The following is a 23,269-nucleotide window of genomic DNA, read 5'->3' as shown; positions in this document are numbered from 1 at the left end:
TCCTAAATCTCATCGATCCTCGCCTTTTTTATGTTATCAAATTCAATCCTCACTCCACCTATAACAATACCCTCATCATCGCATTCTGTTAGTACGCCCTTGAACATCTTTGAATCATTCACAGGAAAATGGGTATGCACAAGGCACCTTTTGCCCCTTGCCGCATCAAAATGCTCTCTGGTCTTAAGTTTCCTGTTTATACCCGGGCTTGAAACCTCAAGAACATAACTATTGCTAAATGGATCCTTCACATCCAATAGGGCTGATATATTCCTGCTTGCAAGTTCGCAGTCGTCTATAGAAACACCGCCGGGCTTATCTATGTAAATTGTCAGCTTCTTCTGGCTAACCTCTATGTCATAAACACTAAACCCTAAGGATTCAACAACCACAAAAATATCCTCTTTCAGTTCATCGCTCAGCATGGTTTGCACCTTTTATTAGTAATTTTGCAACAAAAATTATTTTTCTTTTAACTTAACCGACAGAAGGGTGTTGTAAAGCAGCATGGCTATGGTCATAGGGCCAACACCGCCGGGCACAGGGGTTATATAGGAGGCCTTTTTGGAGACATTCTCAAAATCCACATCACCGACAACCTTCCCATTAACCCTGCTTATGCCCACATCTATGACAATAGCACCCTCTTTTACCATATCCTCCGTAATCAACGATGGTTTACCCACGGCCGATATGACTATGTCGGCCTGCCTGGTTTTCTCCTTTAAATCCTTTGTATAGATATGACACACCTCAACGGTGGCATTGGCATTAAGCAACATCAAGGCCATGGGCTTCCCCGTTATGTTTCCAGCCCCCACCATTACCACATCCTTACCCTCAAGGTCTATGTGGTATTCCTCAAACATCTTCATTATTCCAAGGGGCGTGCATGAGCTAAAGAGTGGATTACCCCTGGCCAACCTCCCCATATTATACGGATGAAAACCGTCCACATCCTTGGTGTAATCTATAGCCTCTATTATGCGCTCCTCCCTGATGTGTTTGGGAAGCGGCAATTGGACTAATATGCCGTGAACCATCGGGTTATCGTTGAGCATCTTTATAACATCAATGAGTTCCTTTTCTGTAATCTCGGCCGGCATCCTGTGGTTGATCGAGTATATACCCACCTCCTCGCAGGCCTTTGTCTTCATGTTGACATAAACCTGGCTTGCCGGATTATCACCCACCAATATCACGGCCAGACCGGGTATAATGCCCTTTTCCTTAAGCAGCCTGACTTCCTCTTTTATGTTCTCCTTTATCTTTTTGGATAACGCCTTACCATCCAATATTACCATCAGCTCACCTTTTCAATCCTTGTTATTATAGAACCGTTCCTGAAGATCGTAACATCACCTGTCGATTCCGATACCACTATGCTAACTGCGTTGGTTACGGCTGTTATAGAGGCTGCTGCTATATGCCTTGCACCCAACCCCTTGGGCAGATCCTCAGGCGATGCAGATACAGAGATATAAGCACCAGCAGTCTCCACAACGCCATTACAATCTATCACAATAGCACCATCAAGTAAACTATATTCTTTTAATGTATCGTCAAGGTTGGCCTTTAGTATATTCCTCTCATCCGGGTCATACCCTTTAAATGGATTAAAGATCATCTGCTTAACATTCTCAAGCACCTTCTCCTTATCGCCCAAGACAAATATCGCCCCAACGCTTTTGCCCTCCCTACCCTGATTGGCAAGCTCAAGGGCAATCCTCAAGACCCTCTCAAATACCTCAGGCTTTACGGACTTTTCAAGGTCTATATCCCCTTTAAAGCTCAACAGTTCCTTCTCCTTCGATATATCTATAAACATAAGCGTATCCACACCGCCTGAGGTGCCTGATAGGGCTATAACATCGTCCTCTTTTGAGAGTATGCCAGAGGATGTGCACATCATCAATGCAATCTTGATTTTGTTGACCCTATTGAAACTTATGGACGGAACCTTGATTATCTGACCTATACCCTCTATATGCTCAACTATGTCGCTGTTTTCCTCATACTCATCCTCTTTCATCACTATGATCTTCTTCACACCGTTTTCAGCGGCAAACAGCTCATCTTCCTCTAAATAATCGGCAATATCCTGGTAATAGGCAATAAGCGTCATCTTCTGCAGGCTTTTTGCAATCTCAAGAGCCTTGCTTAGAATCGTCTTTCTCGCCTCTGGCGTTATCATCCTTCTCCTCTTTCTCCTTCAAGGTAATATCGTATGTAAAATCGGGGCAGTGGAGGGCAACGCTATCGCCCGAGGAAAACCTCTTGGCGCATGTTGCCCTCCATGCACACACACTGCAGGATACTATTTTATCTTCCGGCATCTTACATTCTCATCAAAGCCTTATTTATTGCATCCAGATAGGCCTTGGCTGAGGCCTCTATGATGTCTGTTGATGTACCCCTTCCGATTATGGTCGTATCGATGCTGGGGAAGTAAACCTTAACAACAACCTCTCCGATAGCGTCCTTACCCTCCGTTAAGGCCTGTATGTCATAGCTAATCAGCCTGCCCTTAACATAAGTGATCCTCTCAAGCGCCTTGAATGTGGCATCAACAGGGCCATCACCCAATGCTGCATCCTCAAACTCCTCACCGTTCTTTACAAGCTTGAGCGTTGCTGTGGGTGATGCAGCATTGCCGGCAACAACCTGCAGCGATACAAGCTCATACACTTGCGGCGTAAGCTTGAATTTATCCTCAACGAGGGCTATTAGATCCTCATCATAGATCTCCTTCTTCTTATCGGCAAGCTTCTTAAACTCAACAAACAACTCATCAATCTGCTCCTTGTTTAAGCTATACCCAAGCTCCTTAAGCCTCTCCTCAAGCCCGTGTCTTCCTGAGTGCTTACCCAAAACGAGTTTGCTTGTATCTATGCCCACATCCTCAGGCTTCATTATCTCATAGGTGCTCTTCTCCTTGATCACGCCGTCCTGATGGATACCGGCCTCATGGGCAAAGGCGTTCTTTCCAACAACGGCCTTATTCCTTTGAACCTTCAAGCCAGTCAGCTTGCTAACCAGCCTGCTTGTTGTATAGATCTCCCTGGTGTTGACATCGGTATAGCAATCCTTATAGAAATCAGCCCTAACCTTTAAGGCCATAACAATCTCTTCCAGCGCCGCATTACCAGCACGCTCGCCTATGCCGTTTATCGTGCACTCCACCTGATTGGCGCCGGCCAATACAGCAGACAAGGAGTTTGCAACCGCCATACCCAGATCGTTGTGGCAGTGAACACTGACAACGGCCTTGTCTATATTGGGCACCTTGTTTAGTATATAGCTAATCAGATCATAATACTCCTGAGGCGTTGTATAACCAACCGTATCGGGTATATTTATGGTGCTTGCACCCGCCTTGATTACCTCCTCAAATATCTCGCACAGATAGTCCCAATCGCTCCTTGTTGCATCCTCTGCGGAAAATTCCACATCATCGGCAAAGTTTCTTGCATACTTTACGGCATCTATCGCCGCCTCCTTCACCGCCTCATAACTCATGCCCAGCTTCTTCTCCACATGTATGGGGCTTGTTGCTATAAAGGTGTGAATCCTCTTTCTTTTGGCGTCTTTTAAAGCCTCTGCGGCAGCCTCAATGTCTTTTTTAACAGCCCTGGCAAGCGATGCTATTATCGGTTTTTCCAGCGATTTTGAAACCTCAGATATGGCCTCCATATCACCCGGGCTTGCCGCAGCAAAACCGGCCTCTATAACATCCACGCCGAGTTTTTCAAGCTGTTTGGCTATCGCCACCTTCTCATGTATATTCATGCTTGCGCCGGGCGATTGCTCACCGTCCCTTAAAGTGGTATCAAATATTATTATCTTCCTGCTCATAAGCCACCCCCCTCTTTGGTTTTATTAATTTATATGCATACTCCAAAGGCCCAGAAAGCATATACCCAATAGCAACCGCGGGTATGAATATATACGGCTTAAACACCATAAGGGAAATTACAAGCACTATCAAGGCAAAAACCCTGATGGATATGGTCTTGTTGGTGCTCGCCTTCTTCATGCTCCTATACTTCAGCGGGCTGATCATCAAAAAAGCCAATATATACATCACAACAAGAAATAGCACATTATACTTATGCGAATTTATGCCAAATCTAACAAATATCAGCACAAAGGCGGCAACAACACTTGCACCACCCGGTATGGGCAGGCCTATAAAGCTATCCCTGTGGGTCGTCTGCACATTGAAGCGGGCAAGCCTTAATGCACCACATATCAAAAACAGAAAAGATGCAATAATGCCCAACCGCCCAAAATCCCTCAAAACAAACACATACATCAGAAAGGCCGGTGCAACACCGAAGCTTACAAGATCGCTTAACGAATCATACTCCACACCGAACTGGCTTTCTGTATGTGTAAGCCTGGCCACCTTGCCGTCTAAATTATCAAATAAAACGGCAAACATAATAACCCATCCGGCAAGCAGATACCTACCCGAATGGGCAAGCAGTATGCTATAAAAACCGGCAGCCAGATTTATGCTTGTAAAGAGATTTGGCAATATATAAACAGCCTTATTGCGCCTCATTTGAACAGCCCTAAAACCGTTTTACCCGCCTTGACCTTCTCCGATAAATAAACAACCTCTTCAAACTCATCCTCGATGTATATATCAACCCTGGAGCCAAACCGTATAAGGCCTATAATCTCGCCCCTCTTTATGGCATCCTTGGGTTTTTTGTATACAGCAATCCTTCTTGCCACAAGACCCGCAATCTGAACAAGCACTATCCTTTTGCCGCATGCGGTCTCTATCAAAAAGGCATTCTGCTCATTATCCGTTGATGCCTTATCCACATTTGCAGGCAAAAACTTACCCTTGTTGTAAACCGTATCCAAAACAACCCCATCCGCTGGAGCCCTGTTTATGTGCACATCAAACAGAGACATAAACACACTTATGCGCTTTGTTTCCTTTTTAAAAAAATAGCGCTCATAGGCATTGCCTATAAAAATCACCTTACCGTCTGCAGCGCTTATCAATGCGTTCTTCAAAACAGGAGGCTGCCTCTTTGGGTTTCTGAAAAAATAGAGGCTAAATCCCCCAAACAGAGCACCAGCAGCAGCCAAAGGCTTCAAGCCCATCTTATAGAACAACAGGGATGAGGCTATACCGGAAGCGATAAACGGATAGCCCTCCCTTGCTATAACATCACCCTCTTTAGTTCTTAGACTCATCAATGGCCTTATTCTCCTCAATCCACGGCATCATCTTTCTTAAGCGCTGACCAACCTTCTCAATCGGATGGTCTTTGTCCTTCTCAAGCAGGGCATTAAAGACCGTCCTGCCGCTTTTGTTTTCAAGCACCCACTCCCTGGCAAAGCTGCCGTTCTGTATCTCTGCCAAAATCTCCTTCATCCGCTGCTTTACACTGTCGTCTATAACCCTCGGACCCCTTGTAATATCACCGTATTTGGCTGTATTGGATACAGAATACCTCATGCCCTGAATACCGCTTTCATACATCAAATCGACGATAAGCTTAAGCTCATGGAATGTCTCAAAATAGGCCATCTCCTCCGGGTATCCGGCCTCAACAAGCGTCTCAAAACCGGCCTTGACCAAAGCAGTAACGCCTCCGCACAGAACCGTCTGCTCGCCGAATAGATCGGTTTCTGTCTCATCCTTGAATGTGGTCTCGATAACACCGGCCCTCGCACCGCCTATGGCGGCTGCATAGCTTAGAGCCAACTCCTTTGTATTACCGGAGTAATCCTGAGCAACGGCAATAAGCATCGGCACACCCATGCCCCTTTCATACTCCCTCCTGACAAGGTGTCCAGGGCCTTTGGGTGCTATCATCATAACATTTATCGTCGGTTTTGGGACGATCTGGCCGAAGTGGATATTGAAACCGTGACCAAAGGCGATTGTATCACCATCCTTTAGGTATGGCTCTATAGACTCCTTGTATATATCGGGTTGCAACTCATCCGGTGCCAAAATCATAATGACATCGGCCCATTCAGCCGCCTCGTGGGTCTGCAAAACCCTTAAACCGGCCTTTTCCGCCTTCTGCCACGACTTTGAACCCTTCCTCAGGCCCACAACCACATCGCATCCGGAATCCTTCAGGTTATTTGAATGGGCATAACCCTGTGAACCGTATCCTATTACAGCCACCTTCTTGGACTTTATCAGCGATAGATCTGCATCCTTTTCATAGTAAACATTCAAAGCCATTACACTTCCTCCTTATCTCTTCTTCTCTCTAATCATAGACACTTTTCCCGTTCTTGCAAGCTCTTTTATGCCCAAAGGCTCAAGCAGGCTCAAGATGGCATCGATCTTCTCAGAATCCCCTGTAACCTCTATCGTATAGGAGTTATGGGAGACATCAACCACCTTACCCCTGAATATATCGACTATCCTTAAGACCTCTGCCCTGCTGCTCATATCTGTATGCATCTTAATCAGTGCCATCTCACGCTCAACAAACGGTTCATCACCGTATTCGATAACCTTTATGACATCTATAAGCTTGTTCAGTTGCTTGCCTATCTGCTCAAGTATCTGCTCATCCCCTTCCGTTACTATGGTCATCCTCGAAAGCCCCTTCTCATTGATAGGAGCAACGGTCAGGGACTCTATGTTATAACCCCTTGCTGCAAAGAGGTTTGCTATCCTTGAAAGCACTCCGGATTGGTTTTCAACTATAACGGAAAATATTCTCTTCATCGCCCCACCCCTTTAAGTTAATAGCATATTGTTAAGTGGTGCTCCAGCAGGCACCATCGGATAAACATTCTCTTCCCTGGCTATGATAACATCCAAGATATACGGCCCGTTGTGGTTTTTAAGCTCCAAAAGGGCATCCTCGACCTCTTCCTTCTTTCTAATCCTCTTTGCCTTAATGCCATAGCTCTCTGCAAGCTTGACAAAATCGGGCTGAACCTCTATATCGGTGTTTGCATACCTCCTGCCGTAAAACAGCTGCTGCCACTGCCTGACCATACCCAGATAGCCGTTGTTCAAGATTATAACCTTAACCGGCTTGTTGTATGCCACAATCGTTGCAAGCTCCTGCTCGTTCATCTGAAAAGACCCATCACCGGCAAAGACATAGACCGGTTTATCGGTTGCAAATGTCGCACCGATTCCAGCAGGAAAACCATATCCCATCGTGCCGAGTCCGCCCGATGTCAGAAGCCTTCTGGGTTTTTTAAATGTATAGAACTGGGCAACCCACATCTGGTGCTGACCCACCTCTGTGGATATTATAGGATCGTCATCCTTAGTCATCTCTGCGAGCAACTCTATGACATATTGAGGCAAGATCTCCTCGGTTTCTGTGTTGTATGCAAGTCTGTGTTCGCTCTTCCATTTCTCTATCTGCTCAAGCCACGGCTTTCTAACCTCTCTCCAATCAACAGAGGAATACTCATCAAACAACGGAAGCATCTCTTTCAGAACCAGCTTGGCATCGCCCACCAACGGATAGTCAACCTTTATGTTTTTACTGATACTGGTCGGGTCTATATCTATGTGAACGATCTTGGCATGAGGAGCAAACTCACTAACCTTGCCCGTAACCCTATCATCAAACCTCGCACCAACCGATATTAAAAGATCGCAGTATTGAATGGCCATATTTGCCCTGTATGTGCCGTGCATTCCGGCCATACCCAAGCTCAATTCATCATCCTCAGGATATGCGCCTATACCCATAAGCGTTGTAAAGACGGGTATCTGCAGCTTTTTGGCCAGCTTGTAAATCTCCTCATGAGCCTCTGACATGATGGCTCCACCGCCCACATAGAGAAGCGGCTTCTTGGCCTGCGCTATGGCCTTTACCACCTTCCTTATCTGCTTGGGATTGCCGTGATATGTGGGGTTGTATCCCCTTATATGGACGCTCTCTGGATATTCAAAGTTGGTCGTTGCAACCTGAACATCCTTGGGGAAATCGATCAAAACAGGCCCAGGCCTGCCCGTTGTTGCTATATAAAACGCCTTCTTTATGGTGTATGCCAGATCCTTAACATCCTTAACCAAAAAGTTGTATTTGGTGCATGAGCGGGTCATTCCAACAATGTCTGCCTCCTGAAACGCATCATTGCCAATCAGATGCGTCGGTACCTGACCTGTAAAAACCACCAGTGGAATGGAATCCATGTAAGCCGTTGCAATACCCGTTACGGTATTGGTTGCTCCAGGACCGCTTGTCACCAAAACAACACCCGGTTTGCCCGTAACCCTTGCATAACCGTCTGCCATATGGACAGCCGCCTGCTCATGCCTTGTCAAAACAAACTTAACATCGTTCTGCTTATACAACTCATCATGCAAATCTATTATCGCTCCACCGGGAATGCCAAATAGGTATTCCACGCCTTCCCTTTTAAGGCTTTCTATAAAAATTTGAGACCCTGTAAGTTTCATCACCCCTCCTTAAAAATTTGAGTTATGGATTAAGAATAAACTCCCCCCTTAAACTTTGAAGGGATATTATAGAAAAATTAATCTGTTTATCAAGAGAAAAATTGCTAAATCAGCCTGTTTAGCCTCTTTAGTGCCCTTAATTTATCGTAATGGCCTATCCTGGCTTTGGATACGATGCTTTTTAGTGTCTCTATGCTCTCTGAGTATGTCCTCAAATCAACCGGATAGGGATGACCGTCCTTGCCGCCGTGGGCAAACGAAAATCGAGCTGGATCTTTAAAAGACGGCTTATCGCCGTAAACCACCTCAGAGATCAAGCTCAGCGCCCGCAATGTCTTCTCGCCCACTCCTTTAATACCCAAAAGCCCCTCGAATGTATCAGGCGAGGAAGAAGAGACCTTAAGCAGGGTTTTCTTAAGCCTTTTAACATCAAAATCCATCTTGGTTATGTAATGCCGCCTGGGCATGTTCAGGCAAGCTATCCTTTCAAGTTCACTCTCTATGCTATTTGGCGGCATATTCACAAATTCAACACTGTGGTTCTGCGTGCTTAGGCTCTCCTGTGCCGTTAAATCCAGAACAAGCCTCTCCCTTGTGGGTGAACATATGGCCCTATGGGGCTTTAGCGTAAACCCCTCTATATCCCACAACCAGTGATACCGCCTGGCAAATGAGTTTTTTTCGTTAAGCCCCTGCTGTATAATGCACCATTTGTTATCCCTGCTAAAAAACATAACATGGTGATAGAGTCTATAGCCATCCTGCACGGCGGCGTTATCGACCTTTGCAGCCATCCTGCTTGCATACTTAAGCCTATCGCCGTCTAATGAGAACCTATCCGAGACGGTATCTATCTCCTGCGGCGTATTAAGGGCCACTTTACCCTTGCCTCCTGCAACAAACAGACCCAACTCGTTCGACATATCCCTAAGCGCCACCTTCAAAGCCCCGCAGACGGTTGTGGTAAGGCCGCTTGAATGCCAATCAAAACCAAGCAGACAGCCAAAAGACTGAAACCAGAAGGGATCGGAGAGCCTCTCTAAAAATCCATCGGTCGAATACTCAAGCACCAAAAGATATACAAGCTGCTTTGATAGCTCCACCATCTTATCAAATAACCACCGCGGAGCCCTGCCACCGTGCAGGGGCAGATTCGCAACACCCGTTCTCATGCCAAAAAGGATAGCATAAAATGCCACAGCCTCAAAGGTAAAATGTATATGAAATTAAACATTATCGGTAATATTTAACATTAACGGTTGACAAGGCATGCTGTATAGGAATAGAATTTCGCAAGGGGGGATGGAATGCTTAATGAGCAATTCGTATTTGAGCTGCTCAACAGCATAGGCAATGCAGGCATTGCGCTATATCAAGAAGAGGGTCGCATAGTATTTGCCAACGAGGCGCTTAAGCAACTTACAGGCTTTGAATTAGAAGAGCTAAGAAAGACCCATATCTGCGAGCTCATAAGAGAACCATACAGGGAAATATGTTATGAAAATGCAAGAAAGAGGCTAAACGGGCAGAAGTTCTCAGCATCATACACCAATATAGAACTCATCACAAAAACGGGCAACGCCATAAAATTAAACATACACACAAACACCATACTCTTGGATTTTAAGCCAACGGGAATAGTCATATGCATAGACAAAACGGAAGAGGAAAACCTAAAGCGCATCTATACAGCCCTAAAGGACATCAATCAGCTAATCATAAAAGAGCCGAAAGAGGATAACCTATTCAGGAAGGTGTGCTCTATTCTTGCAAATATTGGATACCAGGCAGCCGTAATTGCGCATATAGATGAGAATAAAAGGGTTAACATACAATACCACTCAGGGAAGGCAAAGGAGTTCTTTGATAGGGTCATGGCCACCGTCGATGGGGAAAAGGCCTATGGAAAGGGCACTGCAGCACTGGCCTTTCAAAAGGATGAGATAATCATCAACCCCGATACGCAAACCAATCCTATAATGGAGTTCTGGAGAGAGGATCTGCTTAAATACAACTTCCTATCGAACTGCGCCATACCCATTAAGAAACACAACCGCATAGAGTATGTGCTTTTAATCTTTTCGGATAAGAAAAACGCCTTCAGGAGGGAGGATTTAGAGCTTCTAAAGGAGCTAAAGTGCGATCTTGAGTTTGCCCTTGAAAAGATAGAGAAGGATTTTTACCTAAACCTCATAGAAAGCGTGTTAAACAAGATAGATGAAGGTGTTATAATAACAAACAACGACTGCAAGATAGAATACATAAACAAGGCCACAGAACGCATAACCGGATACACAGCAGAGGAGATCAAGGGCAGGATACCCTCCTTCTTAACAGACAGAAAAGACGAATGCACTGAAGAGAACCTAAGGGCAAAACAAGAGGCCTTGAAAAATGGTAAATTCAGCACCGAGGCCTATATCACAAGGAAGGACTCAACGAGGGTACCGGTTGAATTAAACCTTGTGCCTATAAACAAAAACGGCAATGAGACCAAGTTTGTCGCATTCATTAAAGACATCACGATAAAAAAGAAACACCTGGCCAAGATCGAGCAGCTAAGCAGCCTGTATAAGGCCCTTTACAGGATCAACGAGGTATTGATAGAAGCAAAGGAGGAGGCAGAAGTCCTTGCAAAGCTGTGCGGCGTATTGGTTGAAAACCTAAAGGCATCGGTTTCATTTTCCATCGTGCTTAATGAAAACAGGATAATCCTAACACATGCAGCCTTTGAAAATGATAGTTTTGAGCAGTTCATAAACACCCTAAAAGGCGGCATAGACAACAAAGAGGTCGAATACCTAAGAGGGTTAAAACCACCGTTTTTAAGGGCAATAGAGAAGAATTACATCAAGATATCCAAAAACATAAAAGACGACGGCAACATATCGGAGATCTTCAAGCAGATGGCAGAGCAGTTCAACCTAAAAAGCTGTTTTGCCATACCCGTAAGCATAGAATCAAAAACCATAGGTGCTCTTGTGGCCATCTTTGACTCACCCCTAAACATAGACAAGCATACCTACAACCTTCTGGTTCAAATGAAGTATGATATATCAGCAGCCCTAAGCAGCATCAGGCAGAAGAAGTGGAATAAAATCATATCCATCGCTCTAAATTCAGGCTTCTCCTATGTCGTCATAATGGACAGATACTTTAGGATTGTTTACATGAACGAAGAAGCGTTAAAGATGCACGGATATTCTTTAAAGGAGATCATGGGCAAGAGACATTCGGTCTTTTCATCAAAAACCCACGATAGGGAGTTTCTCATAAAGCTTGCCAAAACACTAAAAGAGGGAAACATATTCAGCGACATATTCACATACAGAACAAAAGACGGCAGGCTCGTTGAGGGATACACAACGATCATACCCTATAAAGAAAAAGGCAAGATACAATACTATATCGCCGTGGGTAAAGACATCACAAAGGAAAAAGAGCTTCAGGCAAAACTCATCTTCCTATCAAAATACGACAGCCTAACGCACTTACCCAAAAAGGACGAATTTCTCAAGCTATCAAATACAATACTCAAGCAAAACAAGGAAAACGCCATCTGTTGCATGGCCATTATAGACATAAACAACTGCTCATACATAAACCAAGTTTATGGATACAAAAGCGGTGATGCCATCATACAGCAAACAGCCATAAGGCTAACGAGTCTTTTAAAAAACAACGATGCAGCAGGGAGGCTGGAGGGCGATAAGTTCTCCGTTTTGATAGAAAACCTACCCTCAGAGGAGGATGCACTAATCAGACTCAACAACATACTAAACGAGATAACAAAGCCCATAAAGCTAAACACAACCACCATAACACCATCGTTTTATATAGGGGCAAGCTTCTTCCCGCTGGATGGAGAAAACGCCGAGGAACTCCTCATAAAGGCAGAATCGGCGCTTATGAATGCCAAACGGGCAGGAGAAAACGAGATAGATTTCTTCAGAGAGAAAACCCAACAAAAGGCCGTAAAGATGGTAAAGCTGAGAAATCAACTACAACAGGCCTTAAACAACAACGAGTTCACACTGTTCTATCAACCGTATTACGATACTAAAACATTGGCGATATCCGGGGCAGAAAGCCTCCTAAGATGGATTCACAACGGCAAAATCATACCGCCGCTTGAATTCATAGATGTTTTAGAAAACTCCAATCTCATAGTCGATGTGGAGGAACGCATAATAAGGGAAGCCATAAGAACGGCGGCCTCCTTGAAGAAAAAGATACCGATATCGGTCAACATATCACCCAAAAGCTTCAAAAGGGACTATCTTGTGCCTTTCATAAAGGAAACGCTGGCCGAATACAATACAGACGGCAGCCTTCTGACCATAGAGATCATAGAAAGGGTGTTTTTAGAGAACGCCGAATACACAAAGGTCATAATGGAAAGCCTAAGGGATTTAGGCATAAAGATAGCCGTTGATGACTTCGGCACCGGTTATTCATCGCTGACATACATCAAGGAGCTGCCTATAGACATCATAAAGATAGACATATCATTTATCAGGAGCATGCTAAACAGCGAAAAAGACATGGGGCTTGTCAAGCTCATTATCGATATAGCCAAACAGTTCAACCTAAAAACCGTCGCCGAGGGTGTCGAGACAAAACAGCAGTTAGAGATCCTTAAGCAGATGGGTTGTGATTTCGTTCAGGGATACCTCTTCTCAAAGCCCTTAGACAAAGAGACATTCCAGGAATTGTTAAGATAGGCAATTATAGGTTAAAATTTTAATATAATTTGAAACCGATGGCCGTTTTTGGTATATTTTTCACGATTATGAAACGGGAGGTTTTGTCATGGATTTGAAGTCCTTAAAGGAACTCATGCGCTTCGTTGAAAAAAGCCAGTTTGTTGAATTCGAATACAAAGACGAAGAGGTTCAAATTATCCTAAAAAAGAAAGAGGCCTTTGTGGCTGAAAATGTCATACCGCAGCCACAGGCTATAGTTGTTGAGCAGGAAAAACCAAAGGAGGAGCCAAAAGCAGAGGAAAAACAACCACAACAGACAGAGGATAGATCGGATCTTGTTGAGATTAGATCCCCGATGGTTGCAACATTTTACAGGGCTCCGTCCCCAACATCCCCTCCATATGTCGAGGTGGGTGATGAGGTCAAAAAGGGCGATGTGTTGTGCATATTGGAGGCTATGAAGATAATGAACGAGCTTGAGGCAGAATTCCCCTGCAGAATCGAGAAGATATTGGTTGAAAACGCCCAGAAGGTCGAATACGATCAACCACTATTCCTTGTCAAGAGGTTGGATTGATGTTTAAAAAGATCCTCATAGCAAACAGGGGAGAGATAGCTGTAAGGATAATAAGGGCGGCAAAGGAGTTGGGCATAAAGACCGTTGCCGTATACTCAACAGAGGATAGAGACTCCATGCATGTCAAATTGGCCGATGAGGCCATATGCATAGGGCCTGCAGAGGCTTCCAAAAGCTATCTCCATCTATTCAATTTAGCCCAGGCCATAGCAAACTCCAAATGCGACGCCGTTCATCCAGGATACGGATTCCTATCGGAAAACCCGGCCTTTGTTAGGGTGTGCAACGATTTAGGCGTTACATTCATAGGCCCAGATGCAGAGACGATGGAGAGGCTTGCCGATAAATCGATCGTAAAATCGATCTTGGAGGATAACGGCATACCGACAGTCCCGGGCAGCAGGGGCTCGATAAAGGATGAGGAAACCCTCATTCAGACAGCAGAAAGAATCGGCTATCCCGTTTTGCTTAAGGCTGCATGGGGCGGTGGCGGCAAGGGCATGAGGGTTGTAAGGAACAAAGAAGAGCTTATCGGGGCATATTCGGCCGCCAGGATGGAAGCCAAGGCATCGTTCGGTAAGGAGGATATATACTTAGAAAAGTTCATCGAGCATCCAAGACACATAGAGGTTCAGGTGCTGGCCGATGAGTATGGAAATGTAATCCATGTTGGTGAGAGGGACTGCACACTCCAAAGGAGGCACCAAAAGCTATTGGAGGAGGCACCCTCCGTTGTTCTAAAAGAAGAAACAAGGAAGAAGCTCCTATCGGTTGCCGTTGAGGCGGCAAGGGTATTGAATTACAAAAACGCAGGAACGCTTGAGTTTCTGTTTGATGGTGAAAACTTCTACTTTATCGAGATAAACACCCGCATACAGGTTGAACACCCCGTCACGGAGATGGCATACGGCGTTGACCTAATCAAGGAGCAGATAAAGATAGCAGCAAAAGAGGAGATAGGCTTTACCCAATCGGCCATCAAACCCAAGTTCCATGTTATAGAGTGCAGGATAAACGCAGAAGACCCGATCAAGTTCTATCCATCACCGGGCAGGATAACCTCCTTGTTCATCCCGGGAGGGCCAGGTGTAAGGGTGGATACGGCAATAAGGTGCAACTCAAACATATCGCCGTTTTACGATTCTATGATAGCAAAGCTCATAGTCAGGGGCAATTCAAGGGAAGAGGCACGCAAGAGGATGCTCAGGTGCCTCGATGAGTTTGTGATAGAGGGCGTAAAGACCAGCATCGATTTTTTCAAAAAACTCCTCATCAGCGAGGAGTTCATCAACAATAATTACGACACCAACTTTATAGACAAGAAGTTCCTAAATAAAAACTAAACCTTGACTATAACCTTTTCAGAGACTCCCTTGGCCTTCTTAAGAGCCTCAAAGGCCCGTTGAGAGAAACTCTCAACGGTGTCCTTATCCTTTGAGAATGTTATGCCGAACTTTAAATCCAAGTTGATTTTGCAATCATCATCATAATTGAGGCTCGAGAGGTTTTTATCTATCTTTTTGCAGAACATTATGGTGTCATCACCCTCAAAAACCCTCGTTAATATACAAAAGAAACCATCAGAACAGTGAAACAACACATCGCTCTTCCTGCAGATGGATCTTAATTTATCCGCAACAAGCCCATCCAGCCTTTTTTGATTTAGCTCAGAGCATTTAGAGTCCACATTCTCCCCAACTTTGCACTCAAACATGATGAGGCTGTAATTCTCCTCATACCTCTGGTGCTGGGTTAAGATGTGGTTTATGAGAAAATAGAGGGCACTTTTATTGTTTAAGCCATTTTCGCTCTTCAGGTCTTTCTCTATCTTATCCAAGTCTTGAGTTTGAAAAAATTGCATCTCTCACCTCTTCCATCGTTTCTTTGGCCTTCTGGGAGGCCTTCTTTGATCCATCGATTAATATCTGCTTAACGGTATCCTTATCGTTCAAAAGCCTATTCCTGTTTTCCCTTATGGGCGATAGGGCTTCGTTTAGGTTCTTGACAAGAAGTCTCTTGCATTCAACACAGCCTATCTGCGCCTTTGAACAGGCATCCTTTATCTCCTCCTGCTTATCCTTTGGTGTGAATATCTTATGGAGCATAAATACACCGCACTCTTCGGCAACGCCGGGGTCTGTCTTTCTCTTCCTTCGAGGGTCGGTAAACATCACCCTTATCTTTTTTTGCGTCTCCTCTTCACTATCAGACAGATAGATGGCGTTGTCGTAAGATTTACTCATCTTCCTGCCATCAAGCCCCAATATCTTCGGCACCTCGGTCAACAACGGTTGAGGCTCAATAAACACATCCCTGCCGACCAAGTGGTTGAAGTGCCTGACCAGTTCCCTGGTGAACTCAAGGTGTGCAACCTGATCCAGACCAACAGGCACAAGATGGGCTTTATAGATGATAATGTCGGCTGCCATGAGCACGGGATAACCCAAAAATCCGTAATTCGAAGTCTTGGCCTTCCCAAGCTGTGCAATCTGATCCTTATACGAAGGCACCCTTTCAAGCCAGCCCACGGGTGTTATCATAGACAACAGCAAGAATAATTCTGCATGCTCTTTAACCAATGACTGCACAAATATGGTGTTCTTTTCCTCATCAAGACCAAAGGCAAGCCAGTCTATAACCATGTTTAATGTCTTTTGGGGGATCTCCTCTGATGCATCAAAACCTGTTGTCAGGGCATGCCAATCGGCAACAAAATAAAACCTCTCATAGCTATCGTCCTGCTGAAGCTTAACCCAGTTCTTCAAAGCCCCATATAGATTACCCAAATGCAGCTCTCCTGTGGGTCTCATACCGCTTAAGATCGTTTTCTTCATATCCTCCCTCACATCGGCAGTAGTATTTTAAAGGTCGTTCCTTTACCTATTTCACTTTCTATATACAACTCACCACCTATTATCTCAACGGAATGCTTGGCTATGGGCAGGCCAACACCCTTCTTTACCGTGCCGCCAGACTCAAACGGCTTAAAGATGTTTTTAAGCACACTCCTTGGTATGCCGGGGCCTGTATCGCTTATGGTTATCTCGATGGTGTTTCTTAGGTTTTTGGATTGCACAATGCTTATAGAGAGCTCACCTCCGTTCTTCATTACCTTTATGCAGTTGTCTATTATGTTGTGAATGGCGATCTTTAGCTTCTTTTCATCCGTTCTTATGGGGGGCATGCTCTCTATATTCAGATTGACCTTTATGTTGTTTTTCTTAATATCACCGTCAAACTCGCTCAACACGGCGTCTATTAAAACATCCAATTTAACAAATTTCAACTCCACTTCCCTGTCGCTCATCTCAAGCAGGTTGTTTATGATCTCGCTTATGTTTTTACTCTCGCTCTTTATGTATTCCACATACTTCATTAACTCCTCGCCCTTTGCACCCTTTTTGAGTTTTTTCTCCAAAATCGAAGACATACCGCCTAAACTCATCAAGGGGTTCCTTAGCCTGTGTGCAACGCTCTCTGTAAGCTCAAGCAGGGCGTTTTCCTTCTCCCTTTTTATCAGCTGCCTCTGCATCCTCTCTATCTTAAACAAAGAGTCGCCCAATTTCTTATTCTTATCCTTAAGCTCCTCATTGAGGCTTTTGATTTCCTCCAAGTTCTTCTCTGCAAGATCACTCAACACGCCCGTAGGAAACGCTATAACAAAGAACGGAATTATCCTGTAAAGCACCTCAACGATATTGTAAAAACCTATTCCATAGCTGTAATTAAACAGCACATAAAAAACCGCACCAAACAAAGCAACAAGCAAAGAGAGTCTTGTTCCAAGCACAAACGCCGATAGGGTTATAACAACAAAGTATCCCGAATAAAACGGACTTGAGAAACCGCCTGTGTTGTATGTGAAATAGGATATTACAATCTGGTCGAATACAAAGCTAAAAAAACAGAATATCTCCGACTTTGTGGTGTGTTTGGGAATAAAAAACCGTATGATAAACAGGGCTGTATAGATGTATATGATGATATTGTAAACATATATAATTTGCAGCTTATTCAGGTTGGCTATATACAAATTTGGATAGGTAACCCATATAACCGCACCGGATACGGATAAGAGCCTAACAAAAAGGATCAGCAGATTCGTCTTGAGCGTCTCTGCGAAGTAATCGGTTTTAACCATTAAATAACACCTAAAAATTGGACAAAAAATGACATTTTGCTATAGTATAAGTTAGTTGGATTTTTTTGTTTTGTCAAATTAATTGTTAAAGGGTAAAAGGACTTTTTGATGCTTAGAAAACTCAAACAGGCAAAAAACAAAACCCACTGCTCCACATACATAGAAAACCTCTCAACCGCCATTGTCCACCTGCTTATAGCGCTAAAAACAAACGACCTTATAATCGATGCGCAGATAGATGAGTTAAAAAAACAGGTAAAAAAGATCAAATTCGAAGAGGACATATCCAAGGTTGTATCGCTGAGGGATAACATAGCAAACTTCGTAATCAAATACGACGAATACCTGCAGCAGAAAAAAGATGAATTCAACAGGCTCATCCTAAACAACATAAGCATCCTAACCACGCTGGCCAAATCCTCAGAGGCTGATGCCCGCTGGAAAAAGAACTTAGACGCCGTAAAGGAGCTTCTAAAAAAGAAAATCGACATAGATCAGCTTAAAAAAACCAAAGAGATACTATTTCAGTTAGGCACAGCCACCAAAGACTCAAAGGATGTCGTCTATAGGGATATCATAGAGATACTATTTGAGCTGTTGGGTTTAGAGACAGACAATCCCGAGGCCAAGCAATACTTAGAGAAGGTAAAGCAGCTTCAAACCAAGCTATCCTCAAGTCCATACAGGCTGGATGAGAAGGAAATCAGAGACCAGATAAAACAGATCATAGAACAGAAGATTAGGCTTGAGGAGGAATACATAGAGGGCCTGCAGAAGAAGCTGGATAAGGCCCTTAAGGCCTTGATCTACACCATAACGACATTCACCACATCATCAAACAGCTATGTCAACACATTTGAGGGGCATATAGAAGAGATAAACAACGCCATGAAGAGCGACAACATAGATGTCGATGAGTTAAGCAAAAGGCTCATAGGCATAGCCATAAAAATAAAAGATACAACAATAAACATGAAAAACGAGTTAGAGGAATACTCCAAAAAGATGGAGGAGGCCAAAAAAACGATAGAGGAGCTTAAGGATAAGCTCAAAAAGGCGGAGGAGAACCTCATCATAGATCCGCTAACCGGTGTATACAACAGGCGTGGCCTGCTCCATTTCTTAAACATAGAGGTAAACAGGGCAAATAGATACAAGCAGCCCATGTCCATAATCATGGCAGACTTAGACCACTTCAGCAGGGTAAACAACACATACGGCCACCTGGCAGGTGATATAGTGCTTAAGGGCTTCTGCAAAATGGTAAAATCGCTCATAAGGGCCACAGACATAGCCGCACGATACGGCGGTGAGGAGTTTATAATCATACTGCCTAATACGGATTTGGATAGCGCCTATGAAGTGGCAGAGAAAATCAGAAACGCCATATCAAAGCTAAAGTTCAAATACAAAAATGAAACCTTCTCCATAACATCGAGCTTCGGCGTTGCCCAATACAGGGAAAACGAAAAGATAGAAACGCTCATCAAAAGGGTCGATGCAGCCCTTTACAAGGCAAAGGAAAAAAGGAACATTACGGTTAAGGAGACGCAATTATGAGAACAGACAGGATAGAAAACCTAAGAAAAAGGATGGATGAGGCACAGATCGACTGCGTGGTGTTGTTTTCCAACTCAGACATCCGATACTTCTGCGATGTGGATATAGAAGGCGCTTTGGTTATAACAAGGGATGAATGCAGGCTATTTGTGAGCAGCCTATACTTTCAAAAAGCTGAGGAGGAGTTAGAAGAAAACACCGTACTCTCAAAAAGCTTAGACGATATAATCGAATACCTAAAGACAAATAAGCTAAAAAGCGTGGGTTTTGATTTTGCAAAGACAACCGTAAAGCAGTTAAGGGCCTTTGACATGTTTGACATAGTCGATTTTTCCAACCAAACCCTATTGCTTAGGGCTATAAAAGAAAGGGAAGAGATAAACAAGATAAAGAGGGCGGCCTTTGCTGCAAGGAACGCCATGCTTAAGGTCTATCCCACCATTAAGGCAGGAATCACAGAAAAGGAATTGGCCGATGAGCTGGTCTATCAATTGAGGAAAAACGGGGCAGAGAAAGAAGCCTTTGATACGATAGTGGCAAGCGGGCCAAATGCGGCTTACCCACACCACAGGCCAACAGACAGAAGGATTCAGGAGGGTGAGTTTGTCGTAATAGACTTCGGTGCACACATAGACGGATACAATTCAGACACCACATACACCTTTTTGATAGGCAAAAAAACAGATGAACTGAAGGAGCTATTTAACGCCGTATTTTACGCACAGCTCTTTGCAACGGAGATGATAGCACCAGGCAGAACCACAGCAAAACAGATCGATGAAAGGGTAAGAAAGGAGCTTGCCAAATACAACTTAGACAAATACTTTATCCACTCCACAGGGCACGGTGTCGGATTAGATGTGCACGAATTCCCCTTTATCAATCCAACAAACGACATGATAATCCAACCCAATATGATTTTCACCATAGAACCGGGTATTTACATACCAAACAAGTTGGGTATAAGGCTTGAACATATGGTTTTGACCCACGAGAACGATACAGAAGTGCTGGCCTTTGCACCTTTTATAGAGGCCATGTAAGAGTGGTCGGGGCGGGCGGACTCGAACCGCCGACCCCCAGTACCCGAAACTGGTGCGCTACCAAACTGCGCTACGCCCCGAAAACCACCCCCCCATTATATACGACTTTTTAAGCTTTTCAAGTCTATTTAAGCTTCCAATTTGGCTGCCTCTTTTCTAAAAAGGCATCAATACCCTCTTTTGCATCCTCGAGTGCACATATTTGCGCAAAGGCGTAATTTGCCACCTCTATTGCCCTCTCAAGCGGCAAATCGGACATCTTATAAAACGCCTCCCTTGTTATCTGAAGGGCAAGTGGGCTTTTTTGAGCCAACTCTTCAGCCAGCTTCATCGTCTCCTCATCCAACCTACCCTTCTGAGCAATCCTGTTTATCAAGCCCCACTGCAAGGCCTCCTCAGCCATTATAATCCTGCCGGTTAAAAGCAACTCAAGCGTTCTCTTTCTGCCTATAATCCTTGATAGAGCAACGGCAGGCCCGATGCAGGATAAACCCACATTGATAGCTGTCGCACCAAATTTAGTGCCCTCCTCTGCCACGGCCAAATCACACAGAGCCACAAGGCCGAAACCGTTTGCAACGGCAAAGCCTTTAACAGAGGCTATTGTTGGTGTCTTCATCGAGGTCAGCGTTATATTCATCTCCTCCATCAGGCGGGTGGTCTCTAAAAGCTCCGTATGGGTCTTATCCTTTAGCTCAGAAACATCTATACCGGCCGAAAAACCCTTGCCTTTAGCTTTGATAACAATAACCCTAACATCGGCATCATTATCCAGTTTCTTCAAGGCATCGTTAAGCTCCCTGGCGAGTTGGCTTGTGAAGACATTTAGGCTCTCCGGTTTTGCAAGGGTTATAGTGCCAATATGGTTATCAATCGCAACCTCTATCGTTTCATACATTCCAAAAACCTCCCTTAATTTTTGAAAATTATATTAACTTTTGCTAAATTAATCAAAACAAAAAGGGGAAGCAAATGGAGAGAATCGCTATTTTTGGCGCCGGCGCCTTAGGGCTTTGGTTTGGCTTTAAGCTTCATGATAGATACGATGTGGTCTGTGTATCCAAAAAGAGGTTCGTTGATGCAATAAAGGATAAAGGGCTAACGCTCCTATTAAACAAAAAAACCAAAACAAAAAACATAAACATAACAGACCAGGTAAAGGCCATCTCAGCCTGCAAAACAATTATATTGGCTTCAAAAAGCTTCGATAGCAAGGAAAACCTCACCACCATAAAAAACATCAACCCTCAAGCCGACATAATAACGATTCAAAACGGCATATACACAGAGGAGGTGGCCAAAGAGCTATTCAATAAAAGCCAGCTATTTCCAGCATCCGTAATGATAGGCTCGAGATTTATAAACGATTCCACCATAGAGGAGTTCTTAAACGAGGGTATGGTGTTGGGCAGCCTGAACAGTTCAAATAAAACACAAGACATTGCCCATATGTTCGAAAGCGTGGGCATAAAGGTTAGAATCTCAGACAATATCGAGAGGGATAAGTGGAAGAAGTTTATGTTTTACTGCTCATCGGCCACGCTCAACAGCTTAACGGCAACCTTAAGCCTCTATGAAAAAGACGAAAGATGGATAGTAAAAAACTCCCTGGATGAGATAGAGCAAGTGGGTAAACATCTGGATTTGAGTTTTGACATAGAGAGGCTTAAGGAAGAGGTGTTTGAGTATGCAATGAACTTTAGGCCCAAACAGTGGAATGCAAGCGTCGGCGAGGATCTAAAAAAGGGTAAAAAGACCGAGATAGATTACCTAAACGGATATGTAGTCAAGCTGGCCGATCGGTTTAATATAGATGTGCCGATAAATGAAACGCTGTATAGGCTAACAAGGATACTTCAAAGGACACGGAGGTTGAAAGAGAAATAACCACAAGGAGGGTTCTCATTCTCAGGCATATATATTACCTCTCTTAGGTGGTAAGTATGTTGAGACCTATCTGGTTAGGTAATAATCGTGCTTGATTTTCATAATCAAAAGCTTTAGTATATTAATACAGACAAGGAGGTGTATTATGAATACAGCAAAGAGACTTAATATAACTGTCCCTGAAGATGTAGCGGACATACTAAAAGGCGTGAAAAACAAATCTGCTTTTATCGCTGAAGCTGTAAGGGAATATAAAAGACAAAAAGATAAAGAAAAACTTATTGCTGAACTCAAAGAAGGATATATGTCAACAACAAAAGAGGATTTGGAACTCTCAGAAGAGTGGGAAGTAGCCATAAATGACGGAATCTAATAAGATTAAAAGAGGTTTTGTCTATCTTGTAAACTTGAATCCTACAATAGGCGCTGAAATCAATAAGGTGCGTCCTGCTGTTGTTGTGTCAAATGACATAAACAACCAATATGCAGAAACTATAACTGTGGTTCCAATAACATCGTCAAAGATAGATAAAGTTTATCCCTTTGAGATTTTTATACCGAAAGGCACAGCAAATTTAGATAAGGACTCAAAAGCCAAAGCAAATCAAATAAGGACAATCGATAAAAAACGCATAGTTTCAGAGCTTGGAGAATTGCCAAAAGATTTAATGAAAAAGTTAGACACAGCCATTAAAATTCATTTAGATTTAGAATGATACAAAGCCTTCTTTACAGCTCTTTTCTGTTAAGTAGGCATAATTACACTAATCAATTTTTTAAAACAAAAAGGAAACATAGTTGCTTTGAAAAGGAGGTGGAGTAATCCTGTTAACTGAGGGTTAGAAAGAGGGAAAAGAGAAATGGGAAATGGGGAGAATTGACTTGACAAGCGGGGGCATTATATGATTAAAAAGTGGGTTTTAAAAACATGAC

23 protein-coding genes and 1 tRNA gene are annotated in these 23,269 nt (G+C 43.8%); 8 read left to right on the top strand and 16 right to left on the bottom strand.

From position 1 onward, the window contains the following. Positions 1 to 2: 2 nt before the first annotated feature. The 11 genes from rimP to D891_RS0104075 all read right to left on the bottom strand — a co-directional run bounded on the left by rimP (position 3) and on the right by D891_RS0104075 (position 9,573). Positions 3 to 425, bottom strand: coding sequence for a ribosome maturation factor RimP (gene rimP / locus D891_RS0104125; RefSeq protein WP_025209767.1), 423 nt, complete (start codon positions 423 to 425; stop codon positions 3 to 5). Between the two features lie 36 nt (positions 426 to 461). Beyond that, positions 462 to 1,304: a bifunctional methylenetetrahydrofolate dehydrogenase/methenyltetrahydrofolate cyclohydrolase FolD gene (folD, locus tag D891_RS0104120; RefSeq protein WP_025209766.1), complete on the bottom strand. Its 843-nt coding sequence runs from the start codon at positions 1,302 to 1,304 to the stop codon at positions 462 to 464. After that, complete coding sequence (locus D891_RS0104115; protein WP_025209765.1) at positions 1,304 to 2,194, bottom strand: DNA integrity scanning protein DisA nucleotide-binding domain protein; 891 nt, start codon at positions 2,192 to 2,194, stop codon at positions 1,304 to 1,306. The genes folD and D891_RS0104115 overlap by 1 nt, the downstream gene beginning before the upstream one ends. Beyond that, positions 2,148 to 2,336 (bottom strand): hypothetical protein, encoded by a 189-nt coding sequence (locus tag D891_RS0104110; protein WP_025209764.1) that lies wholly within the window; start codon positions 2,334 to 2,336, stop codon positions 2,148 to 2,150. Before D891_RS0104110 ends, D891_RS0104115 begins: the two co-directional genes overlap by 47 nt. A gap of 1 nt (position 2,337) precedes the next feature. Further along, on the bottom strand, positions 2,338 to 3,855 hold the full coding sequence (locus tag D891_RS0104105; RefSeq protein ID WP_025209763.1) for a 2-isopropylmalate synthase: 1,518 nt from the start codon (positions 3,853 to 3,855) through the stop codon (positions 2,338 to 2,340). Continuing rightward, the gene (gene pssA / locus D891_RS0104100) at positions 3,830 to 4,567 is read right to left on the bottom strand and encodes a CDP-diacylglycerol--serine O-phosphatidyltransferase (RefSeq protein WP_025209762.1); all 738 of its coding nucleotides are present in this window, start codon (positions 4,565 to 4,567) and stop codon (positions 3,830 to 3,832) included. The genes D891_RS0104105 and pssA overlap by 26 nt, the downstream gene beginning before the upstream one ends. Beyond that, positions 4,564 to 5,217 (bottom strand): phosphatidylserine decarboxylase family protein, encoded by a 654-nt coding sequence (locus D891_RS0104095; protein WP_025209761.1) that lies wholly within the window; start codon positions 5,215 to 5,217, stop codon positions 4,564 to 4,566. Before D891_RS0104095 ends, pssA begins: the two co-directional genes overlap by 4 nt. Then, complete coding sequence (gene ilvC / locus D891_RS0104090) at positions 5,201 to 6,217, bottom strand: ketol-acid reductoisomerase (RefSeq protein ID WP_025209760.1); 1,017 nt, start codon at positions 6,215 to 6,217, stop codon at positions 5,201 to 5,203. The genes D891_RS0104095 and ilvC overlap by 17 nt, the downstream gene beginning before the upstream one ends. A gap of 18 nt (positions 6,218 to 6,235) precedes the next feature. Continuing rightward, a complete protein-coding gene (gene ilvN, locus D891_RS0104085; RefSeq protein WP_025209759.1) occupies positions 6,236 to 6,718 on the bottom strand; it encodes an acetolactate synthase small subunit in 483 nt (160 codons plus the stop codon). 12 nt (positions 6,719 to 6,730) lie between these two features. Continuing rightward, entirely contained in the window at positions 6,731 to 8,422 is a 1,692-nt protein-coding gene (gene ilvB / locus D891_RS0104080) for a biosynthetic-type acetolactate synthase large subunit (RefSeq protein WP_025209757.1), read from the bottom strand. A 104-nt stretch (positions 8,423 to 8,526) separates the two neighbouring features. Continuing rightward, the gene (locus D891_RS0104075) at positions 8,527 to 9,573 is read right to left on the bottom strand and encodes a DUF763 domain-containing protein (RefSeq protein WP_442905302.1); all 1,047 of its coding nucleotides are present in this window, start codon (positions 9,571 to 9,573) and stop codon (positions 8,527 to 8,529) included. A gap of 156 nt (positions 9,574 to 9,729) precedes the next feature. Between D891_RS0104075 and D891_RS0104070 the strand changes: the two genes are divergently transcribed. From D891_RS0104070 to accC, 3 genes are all read left to right on the top strand, one after another. Next, the gene (locus D891_RS0104070; protein ID WP_025209755.1) at positions 9,730 to 13,146 is read left to right on the top strand and encodes a bifunctional diguanylate cyclase/phosphodiesterase; all 3,417 of its coding nucleotides are present in this window, start codon (positions 9,730 to 9,732) and stop codon (positions 13,144 to 13,146) included. An 88-nt stretch (positions 13,147 to 13,234) separates the two neighbouring features. Next, positions 13,235 to 13,705, top strand: coding sequence for an acetyl-CoA carboxylase biotin carboxyl carrier protein (accB, locus tag D891_RS0104065; RefSeq protein WP_025209754.1), 471 nt, complete (start codon positions 13,235 to 13,237; stop codon positions 13,703 to 13,705). After that, positions 13,705 to 15,048 carry an acetyl-CoA carboxylase biotin carboxylase subunit gene (accC, locus tag D891_RS0104060; protein WP_025209753.1) on the top strand — a complete coding sequence of 448 codons (1,344 nt, stop codon included), beginning with the start codon at positions 13,705 to 13,707 and terminating at the stop codon, positions 15,046 to 15,048. Before accB ends, accC begins: the two co-directional genes overlap by 1 nt. On the opposite strand, the gene D891_RS0104055 is transcribed toward accC, so the two are convergent. The 3 genes from D891_RS0104055 to D891_RS0104045 are packed head-to-tail and all read right to left on the bottom strand — an operon-like array spanning position 15,045 to position 17,846. Then, the gene (locus tag D891_RS0104055) at positions 15,045 to 15,566 is read right to left on the bottom strand and encodes a GGDEF domain-containing protein (RefSeq protein WP_025209752.1); all 522 of its coding nucleotides are present in this window, start codon (positions 15,564 to 15,566) and stop codon (positions 15,045 to 15,047) included. The genes accC and D891_RS0104055 overlap by 4 nt on opposite strands. Continuing rightward, entirely contained in the window at positions 15,535 to 16,539 is a 1,005-nt protein-coding gene (trpS, locus tag D891_RS0104050; RefSeq protein WP_025209751.1) for a tryptophan--tRNA ligase, read from the bottom strand. The genes D891_RS0104055 and trpS overlap by 32 nt, the downstream gene beginning before the upstream one ends. Positions 16,540 to 16,547: 8 nt before the next feature. Then, positions 16,548 to 17,846, bottom strand: coding sequence for a sensor histidine kinase (locus D891_RS0104045; protein WP_025209750.1), 1,299 nt, complete (start codon positions 17,844 to 17,846; stop codon positions 16,548 to 16,550). A 108-nt stretch (positions 17,847 to 17,954) separates the two neighbouring features. On the opposite strand from D891_RS0104045, the gene D891_RS0104040 reads away from it, so the two are divergent. Next, entirely contained in the window at positions 17,955 to 19,406 is a 1,452-nt protein-coding gene (locus D891_RS0104040) for a GGDEF domain-containing protein (RefSeq protein ID WP_025209749.1), read from the top strand. Then, positions 19,403 to 20,449 (top strand): M24 family metallopeptidase, encoded by a 1,047-nt coding sequence (locus D891_RS0104035; RefSeq protein ID WP_025209748.1) that lies wholly within the window; start codon positions 19,403 to 19,405, stop codon positions 20,447 to 20,449. Before D891_RS0104040 ends, D891_RS0104035 begins: the two co-directional genes overlap by 4 nt. 3 nt (positions 20,450 to 20,452) lie before the next feature. On the opposite strand, the gene D891_RS0104030 is transcribed toward D891_RS0104035, so the two are convergent. Then, positions 20,453 to 20,529, bottom strand: a tRNA-Pro gene (locus D891_RS0104030). A gap of 44 nt (positions 20,530 to 20,573) precedes the next feature. Beyond that, entirely contained in the window at positions 20,574 to 21,347 is a 774-nt protein-coding gene (locus tag D891_RS0104025; protein ID WP_025209747.1) for an enoyl-CoA hydratase/isomerase family protein, read from the bottom strand. A gap of 74 nt (positions 21,348 to 21,421) precedes the next feature. On the opposite strand from D891_RS0104025, the gene D891_RS0104020 reads away from it, so the two are divergent. From D891_RS0104020 to D891_RS0104010, 3 genes are all read left to right on the top strand, one after another. Then, positions 21,422 to 22,336, top strand: a complete 915-nt coding sequence (locus D891_RS0104020) for a ketopantoate reductase family protein (protein ID WP_025209746.1) — start codon at positions 21,422 to 21,424, stop codon at positions 22,334 to 22,336. Between the two features lie 145 nt (positions 22,337 to 22,481). Continuing rightward, a complete protein-coding gene (locus tag D891_RS0104015) occupies positions 22,482 to 22,709 on the top strand; it encodes a hypothetical protein (protein WP_025209745.1) in 228 nt (75 codons plus the stop codon). Continuing rightward, complete coding sequence (locus D891_RS0104010; protein ID WP_198014791.1) at positions 22,696 to 23,052, top strand: type II toxin-antitoxin system PemK/MazF family toxin; 357 nt, start codon at positions 22,696 to 22,698, stop codon at positions 23,050 to 23,052. The genes D891_RS0104015 and D891_RS0104010 overlap by 14 nt, the downstream gene beginning before the upstream one ends. The last annotated feature ends 217 nt before the right edge of the window (positions 23,053 to 23,269 follow it).

The organism is Hippea sp. KM1, assembly GCF_000526195.1.
Lineage (GTDB): Bacteria > Campylobacterota_A > Desulfurellia > Desulfurellales > Hippeaceae > Hippea.
This window is presented reverse-complemented; position numbering and strand designations above follow the sequence as displayed.